This is a genomic window from Wolbachia endosymbiont of Ctenocephalides felis wCfeT (genome assembly GCF_012277295.1).
Taxonomy (GTDB): Bacteria; Pseudomonadota; Alphaproteobacteria; order Rickettsiales; family Anaplasmataceae; genus Wolbachia.
In genome coordinates this window covers 596554-616949 of record NZ_CP051156.1, presented here as the reverse complement: position 1 = coordinate 616949, position 20396 = coordinate 596554, and the positions used below count along the sequence as shown (strand labels likewise).

Annotated in this window: 21 protein-coding genes, 1 tRNA gene and 2 pseudogenes; 14 read left to right on the top strand and 10 right to left on the bottom strand. The window is 34.6% G+C overall.

Going from position 1 to position 20396, the window contains the following annotated elements:
- The first annotated feature begins 4 nt into the window (after positions 1-4).
- The 3 genes and pseudogenes from HF197_RS02985 to tnpC (HF197_RS02975) all read left to right on the top strand — a co-directional run bounded on the left by HF197_RS02985 (position 5) and on the right by tnpC (HF197_RS02975) (position 3325).
- Positions 5-1354 (top strand): hypothetical protein, encoded by a 1350-nt coding sequence (locus tag HF197_RS02985; protein ID WP_168464217.1) that lies wholly within the window; start codon positions 5-7, stop codon positions 1352-1354.
- 71 nt (positions 1355-1425) lie between these two features.
- Positions 1426-1881 (top strand): dUTP diphosphatase, encoded by a 456-nt coding sequence (gene dut, locus HF197_RS02980; protein ID WP_168464216.1) that lies wholly within the window; start codon positions 1426-1428, stop codon positions 1879-1881.
- An 83-nt stretch (positions 1882-1964) separates the two neighbouring features.
- Positions 1965-3325 (top strand): annotated as a pseudogene (tnpC, locus tag HF197_RS02975) (IS66 family transposase).
- Positions 3326-3385: 60 nt separating this feature from the next.
- On the opposite strand, the gene HF197_RS02970 reads toward tnpC (HF197_RS02975), so the two are convergent.
- Both HF197_RS02970 and HF197_RS02965 read right to left on the bottom strand, forming a co-directional pair.
- Positions 3386-4462, bottom strand: a complete 1077-nt coding sequence (locus HF197_RS02970) for a rod shape-determining protein (protein WP_168464215.1) — start codon at positions 4460-4462, stop codon at positions 3386-3388.
- 13 nt (positions 4463-4475) lie between these two features.
- A complete protein-coding gene (locus HF197_RS02965) occupies positions 4476-5861 on the bottom strand; it encodes a carboxypeptidase M32 (RefSeq protein WP_168464214.1) in 1386 nt (461 codons plus the stop codon).
- Positions 5862-6096: 235 nt separating this feature from the next.
- Here HF197_RS02965 and HF197_RS02960 point away from each other — a divergent pair, with 235 nt between their 5' ends.
- From HF197_RS02960 to ppa, 4 genes are all read left to right on the top strand, one after another.
- Positions 6097-6588 carry an OmpA family protein gene (locus HF197_RS02960; RefSeq protein ID WP_168464877.1) on the top strand — a complete coding sequence of 164 codons (492 nt, stop codon included), beginning with the start codon at positions 6097-6099 and terminating at the stop codon, positions 6586-6588.
- A gap of 84 nt (positions 6589-6672) precedes the next feature.
- Positions 6673-7791 carry a tRNA 2-thiouridine(34) synthase MnmA gene (gene mnmA / locus HF197_RS02955; RefSeq protein ID WP_168464213.1) on the top strand — a complete coding sequence of 373 codons (1119 nt, stop codon included), beginning with the start codon at positions 6673-6675 and terminating at the stop codon, positions 7789-7791.
- A gap of 80 nt (positions 7792-7871) precedes the next feature.
- Positions 7872-9164 (top strand): WD1261 family protein, encoded by a 1293-nt coding sequence (locus tag HF197_RS02950; RefSeq protein ID WP_168464212.1) that lies wholly within the window; start codon positions 7872-7874, stop codon positions 9162-9164.
- An 86-nt stretch (positions 9165-9250) separates the two neighbouring features.
- Positions 9251-9766 carry an inorganic diphosphatase gene (gene ppa / locus HF197_RS02945; protein ID WP_168464211.1) on the top strand — a complete coding sequence of 172 codons (516 nt, stop codon included), beginning with the start codon at positions 9251-9253 and terminating at the stop codon, positions 9764-9766.
- 21 nt (positions 9767-9787) lie between these two features.
- Here ppa and tnpC (HF197_RS02940) read toward each other — a convergent pair whose 3' ends face one another.
- Positions 9788-11149, bottom strand: a complete 1362-nt coding sequence (tnpC, locus tag HF197_RS02940) for an IS66 family transposase (RefSeq protein WP_168464210.1) — start codon at positions 11147-11149, stop codon at positions 9788-9790.
- Positions 11150-11304: 155 nt separating this feature from the next.
- On the bottom strand, positions 11305-11952 hold the full coding sequence (locus tag HF197_RS02935) for an O-methyltransferase (protein WP_168464209.1): 648 nt from the start codon (positions 11950-11952) through the stop codon (positions 11305-11307).
- A gap of 248 nt (positions 11953-12200) precedes the next feature.
- On the opposite strand from HF197_RS02935, the gene HF197_RS02930 reads away from it, so the two are divergent.
- From HF197_RS02930 to HF197_RS02915, 4 genes are all read left to right on the top strand, one after another.
- Complete coding sequence (locus HF197_RS02930) at positions 12201-12485, top strand: DUF2671 domain-containing protein (RefSeq protein ID WP_168464208.1); 285 nt, start codon at positions 12201-12203, stop codon at positions 12483-12485.
- Positions 12486-12673: 188 nt separating this feature from the next.
- Positions 12674-12898, top strand: a complete 225-nt coding sequence (locus HF197_RS02925) for a hypothetical protein (RefSeq protein WP_168464207.1) — start codon at positions 12674-12676, stop codon at positions 12896-12898.
- Positions 12899-12900: 2 nt separating this feature from the next.
- Entirely contained in the window at positions 12901-13245 is a 345-nt protein-coding gene (locus HF197_RS02920) for a hypothetical protein (RefSeq protein WP_168464206.1), read from the top strand.
- A 68-nt stretch (positions 13246-13313) separates the two neighbouring features.
- A complete protein-coding gene (locus HF197_RS02915) occupies positions 13314-14270 on the top strand; it encodes an IS5 family transposase (protein ID WP_168463866.1) in 957 nt (318 codons plus the stop codon).
- Here the strand turns inward: HF197_RS02915 and HF197_RS02910 are convergent.
- From HF197_RS02910 to tnpC (HF197_RS02895), 4 genes and pseudogenes are all read right to left on the bottom strand, one after another.
- On the bottom strand, positions 14265-14657 hold the full coding sequence (locus HF197_RS02910; protein WP_168464205.1) for a DUF2076 domain-containing protein: 393 nt from the start codon (positions 14655-14657) through the stop codon (positions 14265-14267). The genes HF197_RS02915 and HF197_RS02910 overlap by 6 nt on opposite strands.
- A 75-nt stretch (positions 14658-14732) precedes the next feature.
- The gene (locus HF197_RS02905) at positions 14733-15743 is read right to left on the bottom strand and encodes a coiled-coil domain-containing protein (protein WP_168464204.1); all 1011 of its coding nucleotides are present in this window, start codon (positions 15741-15743) and stop codon (positions 14733-14735) included.
- A 48-nt stretch (positions 15744-15791) separates the two neighbouring features.
- Entirely contained in the window at positions 15792-16343 is a 552-nt protein-coding gene (locus HF197_RS02900) for a hypothetical protein (RefSeq protein WP_168464203.1), read from the bottom strand.
- A gap of 211 nt (positions 16344-16554) precedes the next feature.
- Positions 16555-17915: pseudogene (gene tnpC / locus HF197_RS02895) on the bottom strand (IS66 family transposase).
- A 71-nt stretch (positions 17916-17986) separates the two neighbouring features.
- On the opposite strand from tnpC (HF197_RS02895), the gene HF197_RS02890 reads away from it, so the two are divergent.
- On the top strand, positions 17987-18274 hold the full coding sequence (locus HF197_RS02890; protein WP_168464202.1) for a hypothetical protein: 288 nt from the start codon (positions 17987-17989) through the stop codon (positions 18272-18274).
- Positions 18275-18372: 98 nt separating this feature from the next.
- On the opposite strand, the gene HF197_RS02885 is transcribed toward HF197_RS02890, so the two are convergent.
- Positions 18373-18573 carry a zinc-finger domain-containing protein gene (locus HF197_RS02885; protein WP_168464201.1) on the bottom strand — a complete coding sequence of 67 codons (201 nt, stop codon included), beginning with the start codon at positions 18571-18573 and terminating at the stop codon, positions 18373-18375.
- A 49-nt stretch (positions 18574-18622) separates the two neighbouring features.
- Positions 18623-19141 carry a pantetheine-phosphate adenylyltransferase gene (gene coaD / locus HF197_RS02880; RefSeq protein WP_168464200.1) on the bottom strand — a complete coding sequence of 173 codons (519 nt, stop codon included), beginning with the start codon at positions 19139-19141 and terminating at the stop codon, positions 18623-18625.
- 80 nt (positions 19142-19221) lie between these two features.
- Between coaD and HF197_RS02875 the strand changes: the two genes are divergently transcribed.
- Positions 19222-19294 (top strand) — tRNA-Phe (locus HF197_RS02875).
- 274 nt (positions 19295-19568) lie between these two features.
- A complete protein-coding gene (locus HF197_RS02870; protein WP_168464876.1) occupies positions 19569-20393 on the top strand; it encodes a gamma-glutamyl-gamma-aminobutyrate hydrolase family protein in 825 nt (274 codons plus the stop codon).
- The last annotated feature ends 3 nt before the right edge of the window (positions 20394-20396 follow it).

Sequence of the window (20396 nt, the reverse complement as noted above, 5' to 3'; positions counted from 1 at the left end):
CTTTATGCCACATGTTGCATTAACTATTTATACACTATTGGTTAATATACTAACTTTATATACTACTGTTAATACTGCAGAGGTAAAAAATATGGCTAAAACCAAAGACACATCTAAAAAAGATAAAGTTCTTAAAAAGCAATTTGAAAAAGTTTTTGATCGTCCCCCTGGTGCCTTTTCAGAAGGCACTCCTATAAAAGAAAAAGTTGATTATATTGCAAGAGGAACGGGGATTCTTAAAGCTACAAAAAAAGCTGCAAGAAATAAAGAACTTAAAAGTAAAATAGAATACGTTGTAGAGTTGAATAAGGAGCTTGAAAAACAACAAATACAACAAAATGAACAAAGAAAGCAAGATTCTAGCAGAATTGCCCAACTTGATCAAGAATATAAAGGAAAAGGCATTTTCACAAGTGAAAAAGTTGCAGATCCAAAAAGTAATAAAAAACTTCAAGATACCACAAAAGAAGCCACAGTAGAAAGTCCTGGAGAAAAAAAGACTGCTAAACCTTCCACACAAAAAGATGTACAGCCATCTGTAGTTAAGACGCCAAAAGCCACTAATGAGATTTCTACACAAACAGATGTACAGCCACCAGTAGTTAAGACACCAGAAGTCACTAAAGCGATTAGTCCTTCAGTTAGCAAAGATACTACAAAAGCAAAGTCCGATAATAAAAAACCTGAGCCTGACAAAAAAGATGATAAACAGGAAGCTCAAAAGGAAGAAGGGTTTTTGATCCTGATAAAAAAGGTCATACACTTTTTTAAAGGAGTATGGAACGAATTTATAGGTGCAGATGCAGGAACTGTGCAGGATACTCAAGAAACAAGAAAGACTGTTAAAACAGATAATAATGAGCAGCGAAAAACTTCTGCTATAAGCAGAAATAAAGAAGTGTATAACCCAGAATCAGGAAAGACTTTTAATCATTCCATTAATAACATCAATATCGGTGCTTATATAAACATAAATGGAGAAGTGCACAACCTAGAACAAGGAAAGCCTTTTAATTATCGTAATGCAGACCTTAATATCAGTGCTGTGTACACTAAATCAGATCCTGAAGCAGCTCAGAAAAGCGTAAATTCCGCTAATACAATAGACTTAACTATAAATGGCAAAGAATTTCACATCCAATTAGGTGAGTTTTTCCATTACAAAGACAAAAATTTCGCAGTAACTGTAACAAACGGCCATAACAAAAACCTTGATCAGATTTTAAATCAGGACAAGAGTATAGTTGAAGGCCTAGGGGAAGTTAAACAATCAAGGGATACAGAGCATACTAGTAAAACAGCACCTCCTAATACTCCTAAAGTGGAAGAGAATAAAGTACGTGGACGCGGATAAGATCCTCTGCAAAACTACAGTATTTATTATTTGAAGTACATGTGCTATAACTTGTTTTTTTATATTGAAATATGCAGAGAAATAAAATTAAAGTAGAAATAAAAAAATTGTCACATGGTGAAGATCTTCCTCTTCCATGCTATGCAACTGTGCAAAGCGCAGGTATGGATCTTTATGCTGCACTTGATAATTTCATTATTTTAAATGCACTTGAAAGGCTACTTATTCCGACAGGAATTATAATTGCAATACCAGATGGTTTCGAGGGACAAATTCGTCCACGTTCTGGTCTTGCTGCAAAACATGGAATCACTGTTCTAAACTCTCCTGGAACTATAGACTCTGATTACCGAGGTGAAGTTAAAATTTGCTTAATTAATCTAAGCAATCAACCATACGAGATAAAAAGAGGAGATAGAATTGCACAACTCCTTATTACTCCCGCGCCTCAAGTAATTTGGAATGAAGAATTTTGTACAGAAGAAACAAGCCGTAATGAAGGAGGATTTGGCTCAAGTGGTAGATAATTTGGTATCCATTCAGCCGGGCGGTAAAATAAAGAGTAGACAAGGAATGCTAAAAAGGTAAACTAGAGTGGCTGTGAGGTAATATGGTTGATCTTTTAGAATTTTGCGAAAGTTTAAGCAGACTATAGAAAAGTTAGAAACAAAAATAGAAGAGCTTAAAGCAGAAAATAAAGCGCTAAGGATCGAAAACGCTGAGTTAAAAGAAAGGCTTGGCTTAAGTTCAAAAAATTCATCTATACCAAGCTCCAAAGAATTATATAAGATGAGGGAAAATAAGCCAAAAAGTGACAGGAAAGTAGGAGCACAGGTTGGACATAAAGGCAGTTACCGCCCTAAAATGGAGGCAGATGAGATGGTAAAAATAGAACTGCCCAATACGTGTGAGTGCGGAGGAGAAATTGCGGTATCAAAAGATCCGTATACTCATCAAAAGGTCGATTTGCCGGAAATCAAGCCGTATGTAGTTGAATATCAACTAGAGCATGGACGTTGCAAAAGATGTGGAAAAAGAAAAAGTAGCAAGCTACAAGAAGGAGTAACTGCGGACACATTTGGTCCAAGAGTTAAGTCAGTAATTGCAGCATTAAGTGGATTTTACAAGAATTCGAAAAAAGAAGTGGCAAATATTATAAAGGACATTTTCAACCTGGATATCAGCGTCGGTAGTGTATCAAATAGCGAGGCTAGAGTGGCAGAAAAATGCCAAGAAGCATATGAGCAAATTGAGGAAGAGGTAAGCAAGAGCAAAATTTTACATATCGATGAAACTAGCCATTACAACAAAGGTAAACAGGGCTGGTGCTGGATGTTTGCGAGCAAAATAGGAAGTGTGATCAAATTGACAGAGTCAAGAGGGATGAAAGTCCTGGAAAATAGTAAATTTGGAAAGAATAACAACCTAGTAGTGACCAACAGATATGCAGCTTACAACTACTTTTCCAGCAAGAAAAGGCAGGTCTGTTGGGCACATTTAGCAAGAGATTTTGAAAGGTTGTCTCATAGTTGGAATAGCGAAGTGAAAGTTTTGGGGTATTATTTAAGGAATGTTGCTACTGAATTATTTGCATTGAAAAAAGCTCTGTTAAAGGATGAAATAGACACATTAAGGTTCATAAGAAGAGCAAGAAAATTATGCAAGCGAACGAGATATTACTTAAAGAATATATCAAATTTACCCGAGGCAATTGGAGCGTCTCGAGTAGCAAAAAATATCATGAAATCGGATCTGATGATGTGGAAATTTTTGGACGATCCAGAAAATATTCCACTGACAAACAACTATGCTGAGCGACAGATTCGGCATTACGTTGTTTACCGAAAAGTTTCATATTTTACACAATCGAAACGGGGAAATATGTTTCTTGAGAGGATAATTTCATTGTACTTGACTTGGAGGCAAAAGAAGTTAAATCCTTTTCAAAACCTACTGGCTATTGCTTCTTAAGCCATACACCTGAATGGATACGTAGCAATAGACTCTAAATCTATGGACTAATTTTTTACACTAATCTTGCTTAAATAAAACGTGGCTGAAGTAGTCCATATTTTCAAGCACTTTGCCACTGCCTACGGCAACACAACAAAGTGGATCATCTGCAACACGTACTGGCAATTTTGTTGTCTCACTGATAACTTTACCTAAATTGCGTAGTAATCCACCGCCACCGGATAAAACTATTCCTCTATCAACTATATCGGAAGAGAGCTCTGGAGGGGTGCTTTCCAGTGCAGTTTTAATAGCAGAAATTATTTGATGCACAGGTTCTATTAAACTCTCTGCAACTTGATACTCCGACAGAAGCATTTCCTTAGGCATACCAGTTACCAAATCTCTACCTTTAACTACTGCTCCTTCCTTGTTACTTTCACCTGGAAGACTTGCTGAACCTATGCTTTTCTTGATCTTCTCAGCAGTTGATTCACCAATTAGCAACTTGTGGTTTTCGCGAACATATGACTTTATTGCTTCATCCATTATATCACCACCAACTCTAGCAGAGCGAGAGTAAACAATTCCACCTAAAGAAATAACTGCAACTTCAGTTGTTCCACCACCTATATCGACAATCATAGAACCTTCAGGTTCAGTAACTGGAAGCCCAGCTCCAATTGCTGCAGCCATCGGTTCTTCAATTAAAAACACTTCATTTGCACCAGAACTTTCTGCTGCATCTTGTATCGCACGTCTTTCAACTGGAGTGGAGCCTGATGGTACACATATAATGATGTTGGGCTTATTAACAGTAAATTTTGTATTTGCGCTGCGTATAAAATGCTTTAACATCTCTTCTGCACTTCTAAAGTCAGCGATTACCCCATCTTTTAATGGCCTTATTACTTCTATTTCACCAGGTGTTTTTCCCAGCATCATTTTTGCTTTCTTGCCAAAAGCATAAGGAACATAACTTCCTTTTTCCTTTACTCTTGCAACTACTGAAGGCTCATCCAATACTATCCCCTGATTCTTTTGAAAAACTAGGACGTTGGCAGTGCCAAGATCTATAGCAATGTCACTAGCAAATAAACTTTTAAAAACGAAAAGATTGCTAAACTTTCCAGTTAATTGTCGAGCAAAATTCATACATAACTCAAAATTACTGAGACAGACTATACTTCTCAGATAAATAACCAATATAGCACCCAACGTCTAGTCCCTTACCTGTTATTTTTTTTAACAGTTCTGAAAAGCTATACTTTGTGTTGTATACATTTTGAGACAACCAATCAAGAAGTAAACTAAAATCTTCTTTTGTTATAGAATCCAAAAATTTCTGATGATTTTTCTGAATGAAAGAAAAAATCTGTGCAGCAGCAATTAGAGCTATAATCTTAATAGGGAAATAGCCCATAACACCACTTACCCAATATTCATCTTGAAAGTAAGTATCCAGCTCATTTTTAGCCTTAACTGGAATTTTATAATGGTTCATACCAGAGAGCCATGCATCATGCAAATCTTGAACTTCTAATACTCCATTGATTAGATCCTGCTCCAACTTAGTTCTCAGCATGATGTGAGCTAATAGGCTAAGTTGATCTGCGTTCTTTAAGAAAGGAGAGAGATTTACTTTATTAAAAAGTAAATACAAATTTTCAACACTATTTGCTTTCTCATCCATCTTGCCTTTCGTAGTGAATGTTTTTTTTATATGTGGTTGAATGAATTCAGTAAATTCTTTGGACGTTCCAATCATTTTTTCCATAAATAATGATTGGATTTCATGCATATCGTGTCTCTTTATTGCACTGTTTATAGAATTTTGTGCTGGGTACATTGTATGCCGCAAAAGTGAAAATAAACCAAAGCAGAAATCAGACTCATCATAATCTATAAGTGAACTAGATACACCCATTTTTTCTAAGCAGATGGAGCTAAGCTCCATCTGCTTTTCAACGGCAATTTTCGTTGTGTTGGTAGCTTTATCCTGCTTTTGCTTTTCAATTATTTTATCGATATTTTCGCTAAAAAACTTACCTATCTTGGAAAATATTTCCTTTACATTCTTTTCTGTAATATCAGAACTATAATCAGCTAGCAGTGAGTCATATTTTGAGCATTTTAGTTGCTGTGACCTGATCGAAGCTGATTCGCGCATTAATTTAATTAAATCAGCGAAGCGCTCTTTTAACTTTTCTAAATTACTCACATCTAGACGAGATAAATGCCATAAATTCTGGCATTCAATTTTAGTTTTGGATAAAGATTTTACTAAATCAACGGGAATAGCACTGCTATTCTTATACATTTTATCTATCAGCTTTAACTGCTGATCATTTGCATTTTTCTTATTACTGAACGCTTCTGCCAATGACTCCTTTATTAAGTTATGGGAAATCATTTCATGCTTGATTTCCTCAAGAAGATTAACTTGTTCAATTTTATCTTCTATACTTAATAGACTTTGGTTCAGTGTTTTTATTGTATTTTCAATGTTTTTGACTTTATGTAAAATCTCTTCTAAAAATTTATAAGACTTCATTTTTGTTCATATAATATATGTTTAATATCGTAATAATAAATTTAAAAGTATATTTGCGCAAAGCACAATAAAAATTCATGCTTTTATTGGATTTTTCCACCCAAAGTATAGCATCTTATTAGAAAATTAACAATAGGTAAGTATTTAGTTCTTGACTATATTACAATATGGAGAGATCATAAGTGAATTGAAATTAAAGTTACGTACTATATTTAAAATTTATGGAGGTTTGGTAATGCTAAGTAGACTAGCTGTAATTTGCTGTTTCTGTTTGCTGCTAACAGGTATAAGTTCTTGTCCTAAAAAAGGAATGGATTTTACAGGTAAAACGGCAAGTAAAATGAACACTGTTGTGAAGCAAGTAGGTGATAAGAAGATTTTCTTTGGTTATGATGAGTCTAATATCACTGAAATGAGTGCAGATGTGTTGCTTGATGTGATGTATGTATTGCAAAATAATCCTGATGCACAAATCACTTTAACAGGCCATACTGACAACCGTGGTGCTCATGAGTATAATATGGCCCTTGGTGCTAGAAGAGCAGATGAGGCTAAAAAGTTCATGATTAACTGCGTACCTTATCTAGAAAGTAGAATAAAAACTGCTTCTAAAGGTGAAACAGAGCCTTTAGTTAATGTGAAAGATGATTCTAGAAATTCTAAGTATGAAAAAGAGCATGCTAAAAATCGTAGAGTTGAGTTTTCATTTTCTGGGATAAAAAAGTAATTTCTTCTTAATTGTGTTCCCAGTGTAAAGCACTGGGGTTACACTTTCCTAATATGCTCAAGTTACAAGAGCAATTATTTAAGTATGTTAAAAGAATTTAAAGTTGAGCCATTATTAAAAGATAAGACTCCACAGCAAACTAAAGCTGTGGTTGCAATGTCAGGTGGAGTTGATAGCTCTGTTGCTGCAGCATTACTACATAATCTTGGATATCAAGTTATCGGTGTTACTCTTCAGCTCTACAGTGCTACTAATACAAGGAAAGGTGCGTGTTGTGCTGGACAAGATATTTATGATGCTAAGCGTGTAGCTGAAAGTGTTGGTTTTCCTCATTATATTTTAAACTATGAAGATATATTCAAAAGGGAAGTAATAGAGGATTTTGCAGATACTTACATTCGTGGAGAAACTCCGGTACCATGTGTTAAATGTAATCAAACAGTGAAATTTCGTGATTTATTGCAAGTTACAAAAAATCTCGGCGCAGATGTGCTTGTTACAGGACATTATGTAAGAAGATTAGAAGAAAATGGCAAGGTGAGCTTGTGTAGAAGCGTTGATAAAAGCAAAGACCAAAGTTATTTTTTATTTGCAACAACAGAGGAGCAGTTGAAGCTTTTGCGATTTCCGCTTGGTGGATTCTATAAGAGTGATATAAGAGAATTAGCAAAATATTTCGGTTTGCAAATTTCTGAAAAGCCAGATAGTCAAGATATATGTTTTGTGTCTGAAAATTATAGTAAAACAATAGCAAAGCTTGCTCCACACTCTATACAAAAGGGCAAAATTGTCGATGTGAATGGAAGAGTGTTAGGCGAACATAATGGCATAGTAAATTTCACAGTTGGACAAAGAAAGGGCTTGGGTATTGGACATAGTGAACCTCTTTACGTAATAAAGATAAATGCGAAGGAGAATGAAGTAGTTGTTGGCGCGATTAACTCACTAATGCAAAAGAAGATATTGATTAAAGAATTGAATTGGTTAGAGCAACCAAAGGAAGGCATGGAAGTTACTGTAAAGCTCAGATCATCGCATGCAGGGAGTTTAGCGACTATACATTCAACTGGTGAAGAAAATAAAGCTTGCGTCATTTTGAATAATGATTGCTTTGGCATTAGTCCTGGTCAGGCTTGTGTAGCATATAAAGGCGAACAAGTCATCGGTGGCGGGTGGATATGTGCTCAGTCTGAATATCAGTAAATTCATCAACACTTGACTCTATATTTCCTTGCAATTTTGCTAAATATTACTTATAGTATACGGTAAGTGTTGGGTTAGTAATGGTAAAAGAGATTAAGGAATTAATACAAATTGTCGGTAAAGGCAATTTATTAGAGGCTTTGTTTATCTTTTTAGGTAATTATCAGCATGCTGACTTAAATCGCGATAAGGATCATAGAAATCACTCAGGCATTTTCCAATTCATTAACAAAGAAGAAGAGCCTTTAGATAAATATTTTAACTTAAGATTCAGCTTGCAAGGGCTATTCTTCATTTACTTTCAAGCTTATAGAATTCTCAAAGAAAATAGCAGACTTAACACTCAAGAAGTAATTGATAGAGTATATAAAGCAGTTAATGATTTATTAAAGTATGAACAATGGCCATTAACAAACACTCAAAAAAAGCTAGAGCTTTTTAATTATTTAGGAAATCCAAAAGGAAAGCCTATCTTTATAACAGAAAAAGACTTTGAAGACAAAGTACTCGTTGGTGTTAGAGAGTTATTGAGTAAAGAAACAGGATCATTATATGATTGGTTTAAAATTTTGTTAGCACGGTTTAGATTAAATAAGCATGACAGAGAATTTGCCGTAAATACTCTTGTTATCGAGCGTTTTTATCAAATTCATAGAGATATAAAAGTAGATAAGTATGTAGCATTGCTATTTTCAATAGGCACGCATTACAAAAAACTCTCACCATTTAATCAATCAATTGGACAGGAAAAATTAGCAATAATAGATAATCCGGTCATCCTGTTTTATATAGCAAACTTAGCTAGAGCCTTATCTACCTCAATTGATTTACTAGATCAAAATGAAGCTGTGCGATATTCGCTTAATCAGCAGGGCGTAAATAGTTTTAATATATCATCTAATATGTTAGCAAATGGTAATAGCCATGGTATTTTGTGCCTTAAGAGCGTAGGGCCAACCTTTAAGCAGTTATTAAAAGAGCAAGACGGCAGACAGTTTGAAAAGCGAGTGATAAAAAATACGTATTATTCACCTCCGCAAGAGAAGAATGGCTGTATGCCATGCAATAATAGGAAGTTAAAAGAAGATCATAAAAATACAATATGTAAGCTTATAGTCGGTGTATTTATATTGTCAGTTATATTATGCGCTTTTGATTACTTGTTTATGGGGCAAAAATTACTAAACCCAATGAAAAACGTACTGCCGCAAGACAGCTTAACTAATATGATAATTGCCGTAGCGTTTACTACAATAATAGTATATGCTTTATTTGAACTATTCAAATCTCCAAAAGACTCTCCAAATTCAGCAATTAATGAGGTAAATAGTAATAGTTTTTTAAATGGCCCTGCGCATATACGATCTCACTAAATTATTGATAAATTTTTGCTTGAGGAGCTATATAAATGTAGCAGCTCCAGCTAGAGTTATGTATAATACTAGTAAATAGGTAGTTTATGGATTTAAGTAAAATAACAGTAGGAACAGATGAAGTTAATGTATTAATTGAAATAAGTGCAAATGCTGAACCTGTGAAGTATGAATTTAATAAAGAGCTTGGATTATTGCAAGCTGATAGATTTTTATCTACATCGATGACTTACCCTTGTAATTACGGATTTATACCGAACACATGTGCGGGTGATGGTGATCCTGTTGATGTTTTAGTGTTAACTCAATTTCCATTAGTACCTAATGCTTTAATATCTGTGCGTCCAGTAGGTGCATTGCTCACAAAAGATGAAAAAGGAGAAGATGAAAAAATATTGGCAGTACCTATTTCCAAAGTTGATAGCTATTACGATAATATAAAGAATCATTCTGATCTACCTCAAAGCCTACTAAATAAAATTGCTCATTTCTTTTTACGCTATAAAGACCTAGAAAAAGGAAAAACAGTAACAGTAGGGGAGTGGGTTAATGCAGAAAAGGCAAAAGACATAATTAACAGTGCTGTTAAGAGCACTTGTTAACTATCCATTCAGGTGTATGGCTTAAGAAGCAATAGCCAGTAGGTTTTGAAAAGGATTTAACTTCTTTTGCCTCCAAGTCAAGTACAATGAAATTATCCTCTCAAGAAACATATTTCCCCGTTTCGATTGTGTAAAATATGAAACTTTTCGGTAAACAACGTAATGCCGAATCTGTCGCTCAGCATAGTTGTTTGTCAGTGGAATATTTTCTGGATCGTCCAAAAATTTCCACATCATCAGATCCGATTTCATGATATTTTTTGCTACTCGAGACGCTCCAATTGCCTCGGGTAAATTTGATATATTCTTTAAGTAATATCTCGTTCGCTTGCATAATTTTCTTGCTCTTCTTATGAACCTTAATGTGTCTATTTCATCCTTTAACAGAGCTTTTTTCAATGCAAATAATTCAGTAGCAACATTCCTTAAATAATACCCCAAAACTTTCACTTCGCTATTCCAACTATGAGACAACCTTTCAAAATCTCTTGCTAAATGTGCCCAACAGACCTGCCTTTTCTTGCTGGAAAAGTAGTTGTAAGCTGCATATCTGTTGGTCACTACTAGGTTGTTATTCTTTCCAAATTTACTATTTTCCAGGACTTTCATCCCTCTTGACTCTGTCAATTTGATCACACTTCCTATTTTGCTCGCAAACATCCAGCACCAGCCCTGTTTACCTTTGTTGTAATGGCTAGTTTCATCGATATGTAAAATTTTGCTCTTGCTTACCTCTTCCTCAATTTGCTCATATGCTTCTTGGCATTTTTCTGCCACTCTAGCCTCGCTATTTGATACACTACCGACGCTGATATCCAGGTTGAAAATGTCCTTTATAATATTTGCCACTTCTTTTTTCGAATTCTTGTAAAATCCACTTAATGCTGCAATTACTGACTTAACTCTTGGACCAAATGTGTCCGCAGTTACTCCTTCTTGTAGCTTGCTACTTTTTCTTTTTCCACATCTTTTGCAACGTCCATGCTCTAGTTGATATTCAACTACATACGGCTTGATTTCCGGCAAATCGACCTTTTGATGAGTATACGGATCTTTTGATACCGCAATTTCTCCTCCGCACTCACACGTATTGGGCAGTTCTATTTTTACCATCTCATCTGCCTCCATTTTAGGGCGGTAACTGCCTTTATGTCCAACCTGTGCTCCTACTTTCCTGTCACTTTTTGGCTTATTTTCCCTCATCTTATATAATTCTTTGGAGCTTGGTATAGATGAATTTTTTGAACTTAAGCCAAGCCTTTCTTTTAACTCAGCGTTTTCGATCCTTAGCGCTTTATTTTCTGCTTTAAGCTCTTCTATTTTTGTTTCTAACTTTTCTATAGTCTGCTTTAAACTTTCGCAAAATTCTAAAAGATCAACCATATTACCTCACAGCCACTCTAGTTTACCTTTTTAGCATTCCTTGTCTACTCTTTATTTTACCGCCCGGCTGAATGGATACAAATCATTAGCATTTGCTTCCTGAAAAAAAATTTGCCCAGTAGAGAATTTTCACTAACAAAAAAGCTCAAATGCATTTATGTCAGCTTTAAAGCAACCGTCATTCCCTCATCAGTTGGTATTAATATAGAATAGTACTTATTTCCATCGGATAGCCTTTCATTAAATTCTCTCATAGCATGCCATGACTTTTCCGATACCTCTTTTGTAGATGATTCCAAAAATACTGTGTTAAATAACAAAGTATTATCTGCTATAATTAATCCGCCTTTTTTAATATGCAATTCTGCCCAATCTAAGTATTTAGGATAGCCACCTTTATCAGCATCAATAAATATCATATCAAAAGGTGCTTTTGTTGATAATGCATAAAGCTTTTCCAATGCGTTGCCTTCTATTAAAGTAATCTTATTATTTAGATCAAGAGTGTTAAAATTTTTTTTTGCTATTTCTAAATGTTGAGGATTGTTTTCTATTGTATATATATGACCATTATCTGGTAATGCTTTTGCCATGCAAATTGATGAATAGCCATATAATGTACCTACCTCAACAACGCTTTTAATTTTATTGGTTTTTATAAATAAGCCCAACAACTTACCTTCTTCAGGACTAATTTGAATCGGTTGTTTTTTTCCAAAAGTGCAGTACTGCGCTATTCTTTGATATTCTTTTGAAAATAAATTTCTTATGTATAGCAATTTTGTATTAAAATTATTGCGCATTTGATTAAATTGAGTAGGCTTAGTTCATACAAAATTTATAAATATAATAATATAGTTTAAAATAATAAAGACATTAATTTTAAGTTATTATTTGATAACGTAAAATTTTAAGTGACAAAGATTATTATATATCGTATTACAATTAACTAGTATAGTAATCGATTTATTTTACTAGAATTTATAGAGGGTTGTTTATGTACATTTCTCTTGTAAAAATATAATTTTTATAATCAATTAGAGGGGGTTATATGACTGATAATGTAAATGTAATTAGTGAAGTTGAAACACTGAGCAAAAAATCTTATAAAGATGAGGGGATTGCATTGTTACACAATCCAGCTTATCGTGAAAAGTACAGAGAGCGCTTCGAGGAAGCTCAAAAAAAAGTTATGGATCTGGTTCAGTTCTGTGACGGTACTATAGTTTTAATAGAAAATAAAATTGCCATGTACTACTATACTTGGCACAGCAAAAAAAGGGAATTTGAGCGCAAGAAGCAGCAAACAGTGGTGAAGAACAACGGTTCGGCTTAATTGTGTGCTTATATAGAGTGTTATTTCAGTGTTTGATATTGGAGTAGCGCTCGTTCTTTAATAAGGTTTTTTGAACTGTTACAAAATAGAGTGTTTGTTTTTTATAGATTGGTGTTAAGATAAACATAAAGTTGCAAATATAAAAGAATTTCTGTATAATAATTCTAGAATAACATTGAGAGTTGATTATGACAGTAGGAATAGTTATAGCTATTATTATTTCCATTCTCATTCTTGTATTTACACTTTTTTGTTTTTTATTTGCTCGCAAAGAAGTAGCTAAGGGGCAGCTTGCAAGCACCGCTGATGCTCAGGTAGCAATGTTTCAAGTGATACAGCTTTACAAGAGCAAGACAAAGTACGTAGTAGTGTTAATGAAAATGCAGAAGATAAAAACGAAGATGAATATGTAACATTGGAAGAGCAAGCTGAAGCTGAACAAGAAAGAATAATAACAGAAAGAGAGCAAGAGCGCATGAAGCGAGGCTCACTACCTGAGCGTATAGATATATTTGGTGATACACTACCTCCTAATCGCTCAAGTATCATTGGTTATCCAAGTACCGTTATGGAAATGAAATCTTTAGATCCTACACGAAACAATTTTAGTGAAAATGCAGCATCCTCAATGAAACCTTTACCTAGTCATATGGGTGTATTGGGTAATTCAATTCCTTCTAGTCGCCTAAGTACTACTGATTGTTCAAGTGCCATTGTACAGTGGTTATTTCAGAATGGAGGGGCTTTGTTGCATAGCTAAAGTAAAAAGAACTGGGAGTTACTGACGAAATTCATTATAAACAGGCATTTAACCGACAAAGGAAAAATATGCCAGTCAAAATGAAAGTCAGTAACTGCTACGAATATAACAAATTTCTCCAAGAAAGAGGAAATATTTTTTATTACGTCAACGATGCCATAGAAAATTGGTACGAAAAAAGTCCCAAAATGGCCGGTAGCAACAATATTTATAGTGATAAAGTCGTAATTCTAATTCACATAATAACTTATTTGTTTAGAATAGGCCTAAGACAAACGGTGGGGTTTATAGCGGGATACCTTGAGCAAATAGGAAAAAATTTGCAAGTTATCAGCTATTCCCAGGCTTCCAGAAGATTCAAAAAGCTTAACTTAAAAATTAATGATCGAAGACATGATAAAAACAGTATGGAAAATATTGAGATCGCCATAGATAGCACTGGAATAAGCATCTACAATAATATTCCAGGCCATAGTAAGGCAAACGGTACAGATAGAAAGTACCGTGGCTATAAGCAAACAAGAAAATTGCATGTAATGCTGGAGATAGGTAGCAAAAAAGTCATAGCTGCAAAATACAGTAGTGGAGTTTATTCTGACCACTATGGAGCCTGTGATCTTATTGCAAGGGCTAATGCTAAATACAATATAAGCACACTATATGCAGACAGAGCATATAATCGAAAGAAGTTATACAAATTGTGCAATGAGCTTGGCATAAAGACAAAAATTCCTCTGCAAAACAATGCAGTGGAGCATCCAAAGCTGGATTATATGGCTGAGAGAAATTCTACAATCAAGCTCATAAAGTCATATGGTGAAGATGGTATGAAGAAGTGGAAAAAAGAGATAAATTATGGGAAGAGATCTTATATAGAAAGTTTTTTCTCGCGACTGAAGCAAACATTTGGGTTTAGTTTTAGGAACAAATCTGAGATTAACCGTGAGAAAGAAATGCTACTCAAGTGTTATTTGCTGAACAAATTTACTGAAATAGGCATGGCTAAATTTGAGATAGCTTCATGAATTTATTATGCATTGCCTCCTATCCAAAGAGCGATGCAACAAAGCCCCTCCAGCCATACGTTTCACTCCACTAAGCGCCCCACCCAAGAAATTCCCTTTTTTCTTTCCCACTGAAGATGCTCTAGATTCCAACGAAGTTACACTAGGTCTTCTAAGTTGAGGACTAGGAGCAGAACTCAAAGTAGAAGCAGAATTCGAAGTAGAAATACTACCATACCCGCTAGATCCACTTACACTCACATTATCTTTCTCTTTATTTAATTGTTTCTGTAATTCCTGTAATTGTTTTTCTAATTCTTCAACTTTCTCATTAGCAGTGTTTAATTTTTCTGTTAACTGATCAACCTCTTTTTCACCACATTCCATTTTACCTTTGTATTTTACCATTTTCTGCTGTTTCTCAGATATAATACCTTTCTGTCTCTCAATTTCAGCTTTCTTATGATTTAACTCTTCACTTTTTTAAGATAAATCAGCTTGTAGCCCTTCCAATTCCTCAGCTAACAAATCCTTATCTGTTTGTGTATCCTGATCTTGCTGTCGTTGAATATTTTTCTCACCTTCTTCTGATATCTTCAATTGCCTTTGCAATTCAGTTATTTGCCCTTCTAGATCCTTTCTTTGCCCTTCAGCAGCTATTAATTCTTTTTGCAAATCTTTTAATTGATCTTCTAAGTTGTGCTGCTTTTCTTCACGCGCTTTGTCCTCTTCTTTCACACCTTGTAGTTGTTTTTCTAGCAGAGCTTTACTTTCTTGCAACTCTTGAACATTTTTCTCTGCAGAAGTTAAATCTTTTACCAGCTCACTGTTCTCTAGTGTAGCATTATTATACCATTCAAGTAAATCCTGATTTTCCTCTTCCTTAGCTTTATTTTTCTTCTTCTCAGCTTCTAGCTGTATTTCCATTCCATCTAACTTAGAATTCTTTTCTTTTAATTCTAATTGTAGTTTTCCTATTTCATTATTTATATCCCTAATTTCTTCTACATTTCTGCTTTTCACTTCACCCAATTCTTGTGTTTTTTGCTGTAATAAATCTTCTAACTTCTCTTTTTCTACTCTTAGAGAATCCATATACTTTGATTTTTCTTGTAAAGAATTTACCTCTCCTTGCTGTTTACTCAATTGACTTTTTTTTGCAGATAAATCTTCCTGGAGTTTTTGTACTTTCGTTTCCAATTTACTTTTCACTTCAGATAAAACTTTCTTAAGTCCTTCTACTTGTGCTTCCAAATCCTTATTTTTCTTTGCAACTTCATCGCTTTCTTTTTTAATTTTCTTGTTAACATTCTTACTTTCAACAAATGATTGAAGTTCTGCTTCTTTTTGCTCTAATAACTTCTTTACATTACTTAATTCATTCTCCAGCTCACCAACTGTATCTTCAGTAGATGTCCGTTGTTTTCGCAAATATACTGTTTCTTCCTTCAGATTATTAATCTCGCTCTCTAACCCTCTTTTTTCTTCCTTCAACTTATTAGTTTCGCCTTTACCAGCCTTTAATTGTCCTTTTAGCTGTGCTTATAAACTCCCAATTACCCTATCTTTCTCTTCAATCTTCTTTGCAAACTCCACTTTACACATAATGACTTTTCCATGCAGTTCCAATATTTTTCCAGATTGCTCTCCTACTTTTAATAACAGCCTTCTTTCTTTCTCTTGTATAGCATCTTCTAATACTCTATAGCTCTCTTTAAGTCCTTTAACTAGTGCATCTCTTTCTTCTTTTAATAATCTTATCTGCTCTTCAAGAACAGAAATTTTCTTCTGATTTTTAGAATTAAGTGTATCTCTTTCTTCTTTTAATAATCTTATTTGCTCTTTAAGATTAGAAATTTCATTCTGAGCTTCAGAATTAGCAGCTAGCTCATTACCCCCTTCTAAACTACCAGCTTCAATCTCCTCCTCATTACTCACAATTTCCTCGTAGCAAAGAATGTCTTCTACCCACTTATTCCACTTCTTTGGCAAAATTCGCCCAATTGTATTTAGATATAACCAAGTAAAAACAGTAGACCAGCTGTGTTTTTTTTCATTCCTTGCTAGTTTAGGTGTTGACTTAGTACTAGACATAGCTTAACATAAGATTACCTCATTTTAATATAAGCCTTCACCCATAACCTGGTGAAGGCTCTTAACTTTATTAACTATTATTGAGAGGGGTATATTAGTAATAAAGTTAATATATATAATAACCATATATATAGTGTTGAATTTATCTCATATGTTTCTAATGTCAAGTGATATTTTCGCCTTACAAAAGGTATCCATTCAGGTGTATGGCTTAAGAAGCAATAGCCAGTAGGTTTTGAAAAGGATTTAACTTCTTTTGCCTCCAAGTCAAGTACAATGAAATTATCCTCTCAAGAAACATATTTCCCCGTTTCGATTGTGTAAAATATGAAACTTTTCGGTAAACAACGTAATGCCGAATCTGTTGCTCAGCATAGTTGTTTGTCAGTGGAATATTTTCTGGATCGTCCAAAAATTTCCACATCATCAGATCCGATTTCATGATATTTTTTGCTACTCGAGACGCTTCAATTGCCTCGGGTAAATTTGATATATTCTTTAAGTAATATCTCGTTCGCTTGCGTAATTTTCTTGCTCTTCTTATGAACCTTAATGTGTCTATTTCATCCTTTAACAGAGCTTTTTTCAATGCAAATAATTCAGTAGCAACATTCCTTAAATAATACCCCAAAACTTTCACTTCGCTATTCCAACTATGAGACAACCTTTCAAAATCTCTTGCTAAATGTGCCCAACAGACCTGCCTTTTCTTGCTGGAAAAGTAGTTGTAAGCTGCATATCTGTCGGTCACTACTAGGTTGTTATTCTTTCCAAATTTACTATTTTCCAGGACTTTCATCCCTCTTGACTCTGTCAATTTGATCACACTTCCTATTTTGCTCGCAAACATCCAGCACCAGCCCTGTTTACCTTTGTTGTAATGGCTAGTTTCATCGATATGTAAAATTTTGCTCTTGCTTACCTCTTCCTCAATTTGCTCATATGCTTCTTGGCATTTTTCTGCCACTCTAGCCTCGCTATTTGATACACTACCGACGCTGATATCCAGGTTGAAAATGTCCTTTATAATATTTGCCACTTCTTTTTTCGAATTCTTGTAAAATCCACTTAATGCTGCAATTACTGACTTAACTCTTGGACCAAATGTGTCCGCAGTTACTCCTTCTTGTAGCTTGCTACTTTTTCTTTTTCCACATCTTTTGCAACGTCCATGCTCTAGTTAATATTCAACTACATACGGCTTGATTTCCGGCAAATCGACCTTTTGATGAGTATACGGATCTTTTGATACCGCAATTTCTCCTCCGCACTCACACGTATTGGGCAGTTCTATTTTTACCATCTCATCTGCCTCCATTTTAGGGCGGTAACTGCCTTTATGTCCAACCTGTGCTCCTACTTTCCTGTCACTTTTTGGCTTATTTTCCCTCATCTTATATAATTCTTTGGAGCTTGGTATAGATGAATTTTTTGAACTTAAGCCAAGCCTTTCTTTTAACTCAGCGTTTTCGATCCTTAGCGCTTTATTTTCTGCTTTAAGCTCTTCTATTTTTGTTTCTAACTTTTCTATAGTCTGCTTAAACTTTCGCAAAATTCTAAAAGATCAACCATATTACCTCACAGCCACTCTAGTTTACCTTTTTAGCATTCCTTGTCTACTCTTTATTTTACCGCCCGGCTGAATGGATACAAAAAATCACAAATCACCTGTTGAGAAAAAGTATACTAATGAGAGGGAAGGATCAAACGAAGGTAGTCAACGGCCTAATGGCTTTTTTTCCAATCTCATTTCTTCAGTCACTGAATTCATTTCTCACCCTATTGAATCCATTGTTGGATTTCTTTCCTCATTCTTCTCTTGGATATTTGTGTCTAAAGAAGAAGAGAAAGTTGATAATGAACTTTATGAACTTAAACCCGGCGACCTTTCAGAACTAGATCAGTATCATTCGAGTGATGATTTTATATAACCGGCATTGCCTCAAAACAGTTGATAATGTAGCCAAAATTCTTAAAGAAATCTCTTATTTTCTTAACTTAATGCGTATGAACACTCCACTGAGGCCTGCTATTTGGCTTCATTTTGATTTGTTTCATTATCTAGAATAGCTTCTACAGTGCAATCATAGATAAATGTTTTTTCACAATAGGGACAAGCTATTTCTTCTTCTTTTCCCATATCTAAATATATCAGTGGGTGACCAAAACTTCCGTCCTCTTCATCGCCATGACAACAAACTTTTCTATGATTTACTCTCACTTCTGACATGTTAACCTACTACGTTTTAAACTTATATACCAACTTAGGAATAAAAATACTATCCTTCATTTTTCTTTAGTTTTTCATTTTTCATTAGATTGATCAACTCATTCTGCACGTCTTTTGGCACAAATTTGCTTACATCTCCTCCAAGTCTTACTATTTCTTTTACAAAGCTTGACGAAATAAATTGAGTATCTTCAGAAGCAGGAAGAAAAATAGTGTCAATTTCAGGAAAAAGTTGATAGTTCACCCAACTCATTTGAAACTCGTAGTCAAAATCTGATACTGCTCTGAGCCCCCTAATAATCACAGAAGCATTCTGCTCTTTAGCAAACTTCATTAATAATCCATTGAAAGATATAACATCTGCATCAATTCCCAGCCTTCTAATTTCCTTTTCAGCCATGCTTGTGCGCAACTTTACATCAAAGGTAATATCCTTATTAGTGTTTTCTGCAACTCCAATAATTAATTCGTCTACCAGTTTATACGCTCTTTTTATTATGTCAATATGCCCAAAAGTAATTGGGTCAAATGTACCAGGGTAAATTCCTATCCTCTTATTAATATTCATCCTTTATTTTTATATAAATTGCTTTAAAAACTTTTAATAGACATGATAACATTTTTATCTGAAAATGGAAGCACGTGGTTGGCCTGATAGCTCAGTTGGTAGAGCAAAGGACTGAAAATCCTTGTGTCGCTGGTTCGATTCCTGCTCAGGCCACCTTCTCATTTTTTGTCTAGTAAATTCACTTTTCTTGTAGAAGGCAACACATTGTGCTATCATTTTAACACAAATATTAAAATAGCAAACCATAGTGTATAATAGAATATTTTATATAGTATTAATTATAACTATATTACTGAGTGGTAGTCTTACCTATGCTGAAGCTCAGATAGAAGCTGCTCAGATAAATAACAATATAGTTGTTGGTTTATTGAAAACAGAAAAAGAAACGTATCCTCGTGAACTTGGGCTATCTCAGAGTATATATGAGATGTTCAACAGTCTTGGAGTCAAAATTGTACTCATTGACTATAATAAAATAATTAACTTGAAACAAATTGAAGAAGAGTCACTTGATCTTGCAAAGCAAGATGAAATGATAGCAAGAAAATTAGTATTAGACCGAATAAAAATTGAAGTTGCAAAATTTATTAGTGAACAAAAAATAAATAGAGTATTTATTCCTGGAAATTACTATAACCTGCATTCAGAACCGTTTCCACCAACCCCTTGTCGTCAGCTTGTAACTGAAGCAGTTGTCAAAGTAGTTGACGATAATCCTACAATTCATTTGCTTGGCGTATGTGGCGGTTTACAGGGTATTATGAATGCGAAAGGAATTGAAGTAGTGCATGTAGCAGACCTTGTGGATAATGAGGAGCATCAAAAATCTCACTTACAATCAGCGCCCAATCCGCAACTTGAAGGTACGCCTCTTCAACAGATAAAAATTATCCCAAATAGTCGTTTAGCTGAAGTAGCAGCTAAATTTTTACCACCTGATGAAAATGGCTGGCTTTTAACGTATTTTCCAGATGCTCACTATGCTCACTCCGGTGCGGTAAATAACACGCCAGAAAACAGAAAAAAGTTAGAATTACTTGGGTACAAAATTGCAGCATTTTCAAGTGATGGAATAATAGAAGCAATTGAGGACAAACACGGCAATATTTACTTCCAGAGCCATCCTGAAGCTCTTGTTGCAAAATCAGATAAAAATCTTTATTTATCGAACCAAAAGGAACGTCAAATAGCAACGTTAGTTGCAATGGCTATTATCAATGACTTTCTTTACCGCGTTCCTTCTGTGAAGTAGACT

Coding starts and splice junctions, on each gene's coding strand:
- HF197_RS02985 (WP_168464217.1), top strand. CDS start 5: ATGCCACATGTTGCATTAACTATTTATACACTATTGGTTAATATACTA.
- dut (WP_168464216.1), top strand. CDS start 1,426: ATGCAGAGAAATAAAATTAAAGTAGAAATAAAAAAATTGTCACATGGT.
- HF197_RS02970 (WP_168464215.1), bottom strand. CDS start 4,462: ATGAATTTTGCTCGACAATTAACTGGAAAGTTTAGCAATCTTTTCGTT.
- HF197_RS02965 (WP_168464214.1), bottom strand. CDS start 5,861: ATGAAGTCTTATAAATTTTTAGAAGAGATTTTACATAAAGTCAAAAAC.
- HF197_RS02960 (WP_168464877.1), top strand. CDS start 6,097: ATGCTAAGTAGACTAGCTGTAATTTGCTGTTTCTGTTTGCTGCTAACA.
- mnmA (WP_168464213.1), top strand. CDS start 6,673: ATGTTAAAAGAATTTAAAGTTGAGCCATTATTAAAAGATAAGACTCCA.
- HF197_RS02950 (WP_168464212.1), top strand. CDS start 7,872: ATGGTAAAAGAGATTAAGGAATTAATACAAATTGTCGGTAAAGGCAAT.
- ppa (WP_168464211.1), top strand. CDS start 9,251: ATGGATTTAAGTAAAATAACAGTAGGAACAGATGAAGTTAATGTATTA.
- tnpC (WP_168464210.1), bottom strand. CDS start 11,149: ATGGTTGATCTTTTAGAATTTTGCGAAAGTTTAAAGCAGACTATAGAA.
- HF197_RS02935 (WP_168464209.1), bottom strand. CDS start 11,952: ATGCGCAATAATTTTAATACAAAATTGCTATACATAAGAAATTTATTT.
- HF197_RS02930 (WP_168464208.1), top strand. CDS start 12,201: ATGACTGATAATGTAAATGTAATTAGTGAAGTTGAAACACTGAGCAAA.
- HF197_RS02925 (WP_168464207.1), top strand. CDS start 12,674: ATGACAGTAGGAATAGTTATAGCTATTATTATTTCCATTCTCATTCTT.
- HF197_RS02915 (WP_168463866.1), top strand. CDS start 13,314: ATGCCAGTCAAAATGAAAGTCAGTAACTGCTACGAATATAACAAATTT.
- HF197_RS02910 (WP_168464205.1), bottom strand. CDS start 14,657: ATGGTAAAATACAAAGGTAAAATGGAATGTGGTGAAAAAGAGGTTGAT.
- HF197_RS02900 (WP_168464203.1), bottom strand. CDS start 16,343: ATGTCTAGTACTAAGTCAACACCTAAACTAGCAAGGAATGAAAAAAAA.
- HF197_RS02890 (WP_168464202.1), top strand. CDS start 17,987: ATGGATACAAAAAATCACAAATCACCTGTTGAGAAAAAGTATACTAAT.
- HF197_RS02885 (WP_168464201.1), bottom strand. CDS start 18,573: ATGTCAGAAGTGAGAGTAAATCATAGAAAAGTTTGTTGTCATGGCGAT.
- coaD (WP_168464200.1), bottom strand. CDS start 19,141: ATGAATATTAATAAGAGGATAGGAATTTACCCTGGTACATTTGACCCA.
- HF197_RS02870 (WP_168464876.1), top strand. CDS start 19,569: ATGTTCAACAGTCTTGGAGTCAAAATTGTACTCATTGACTATAATAAA.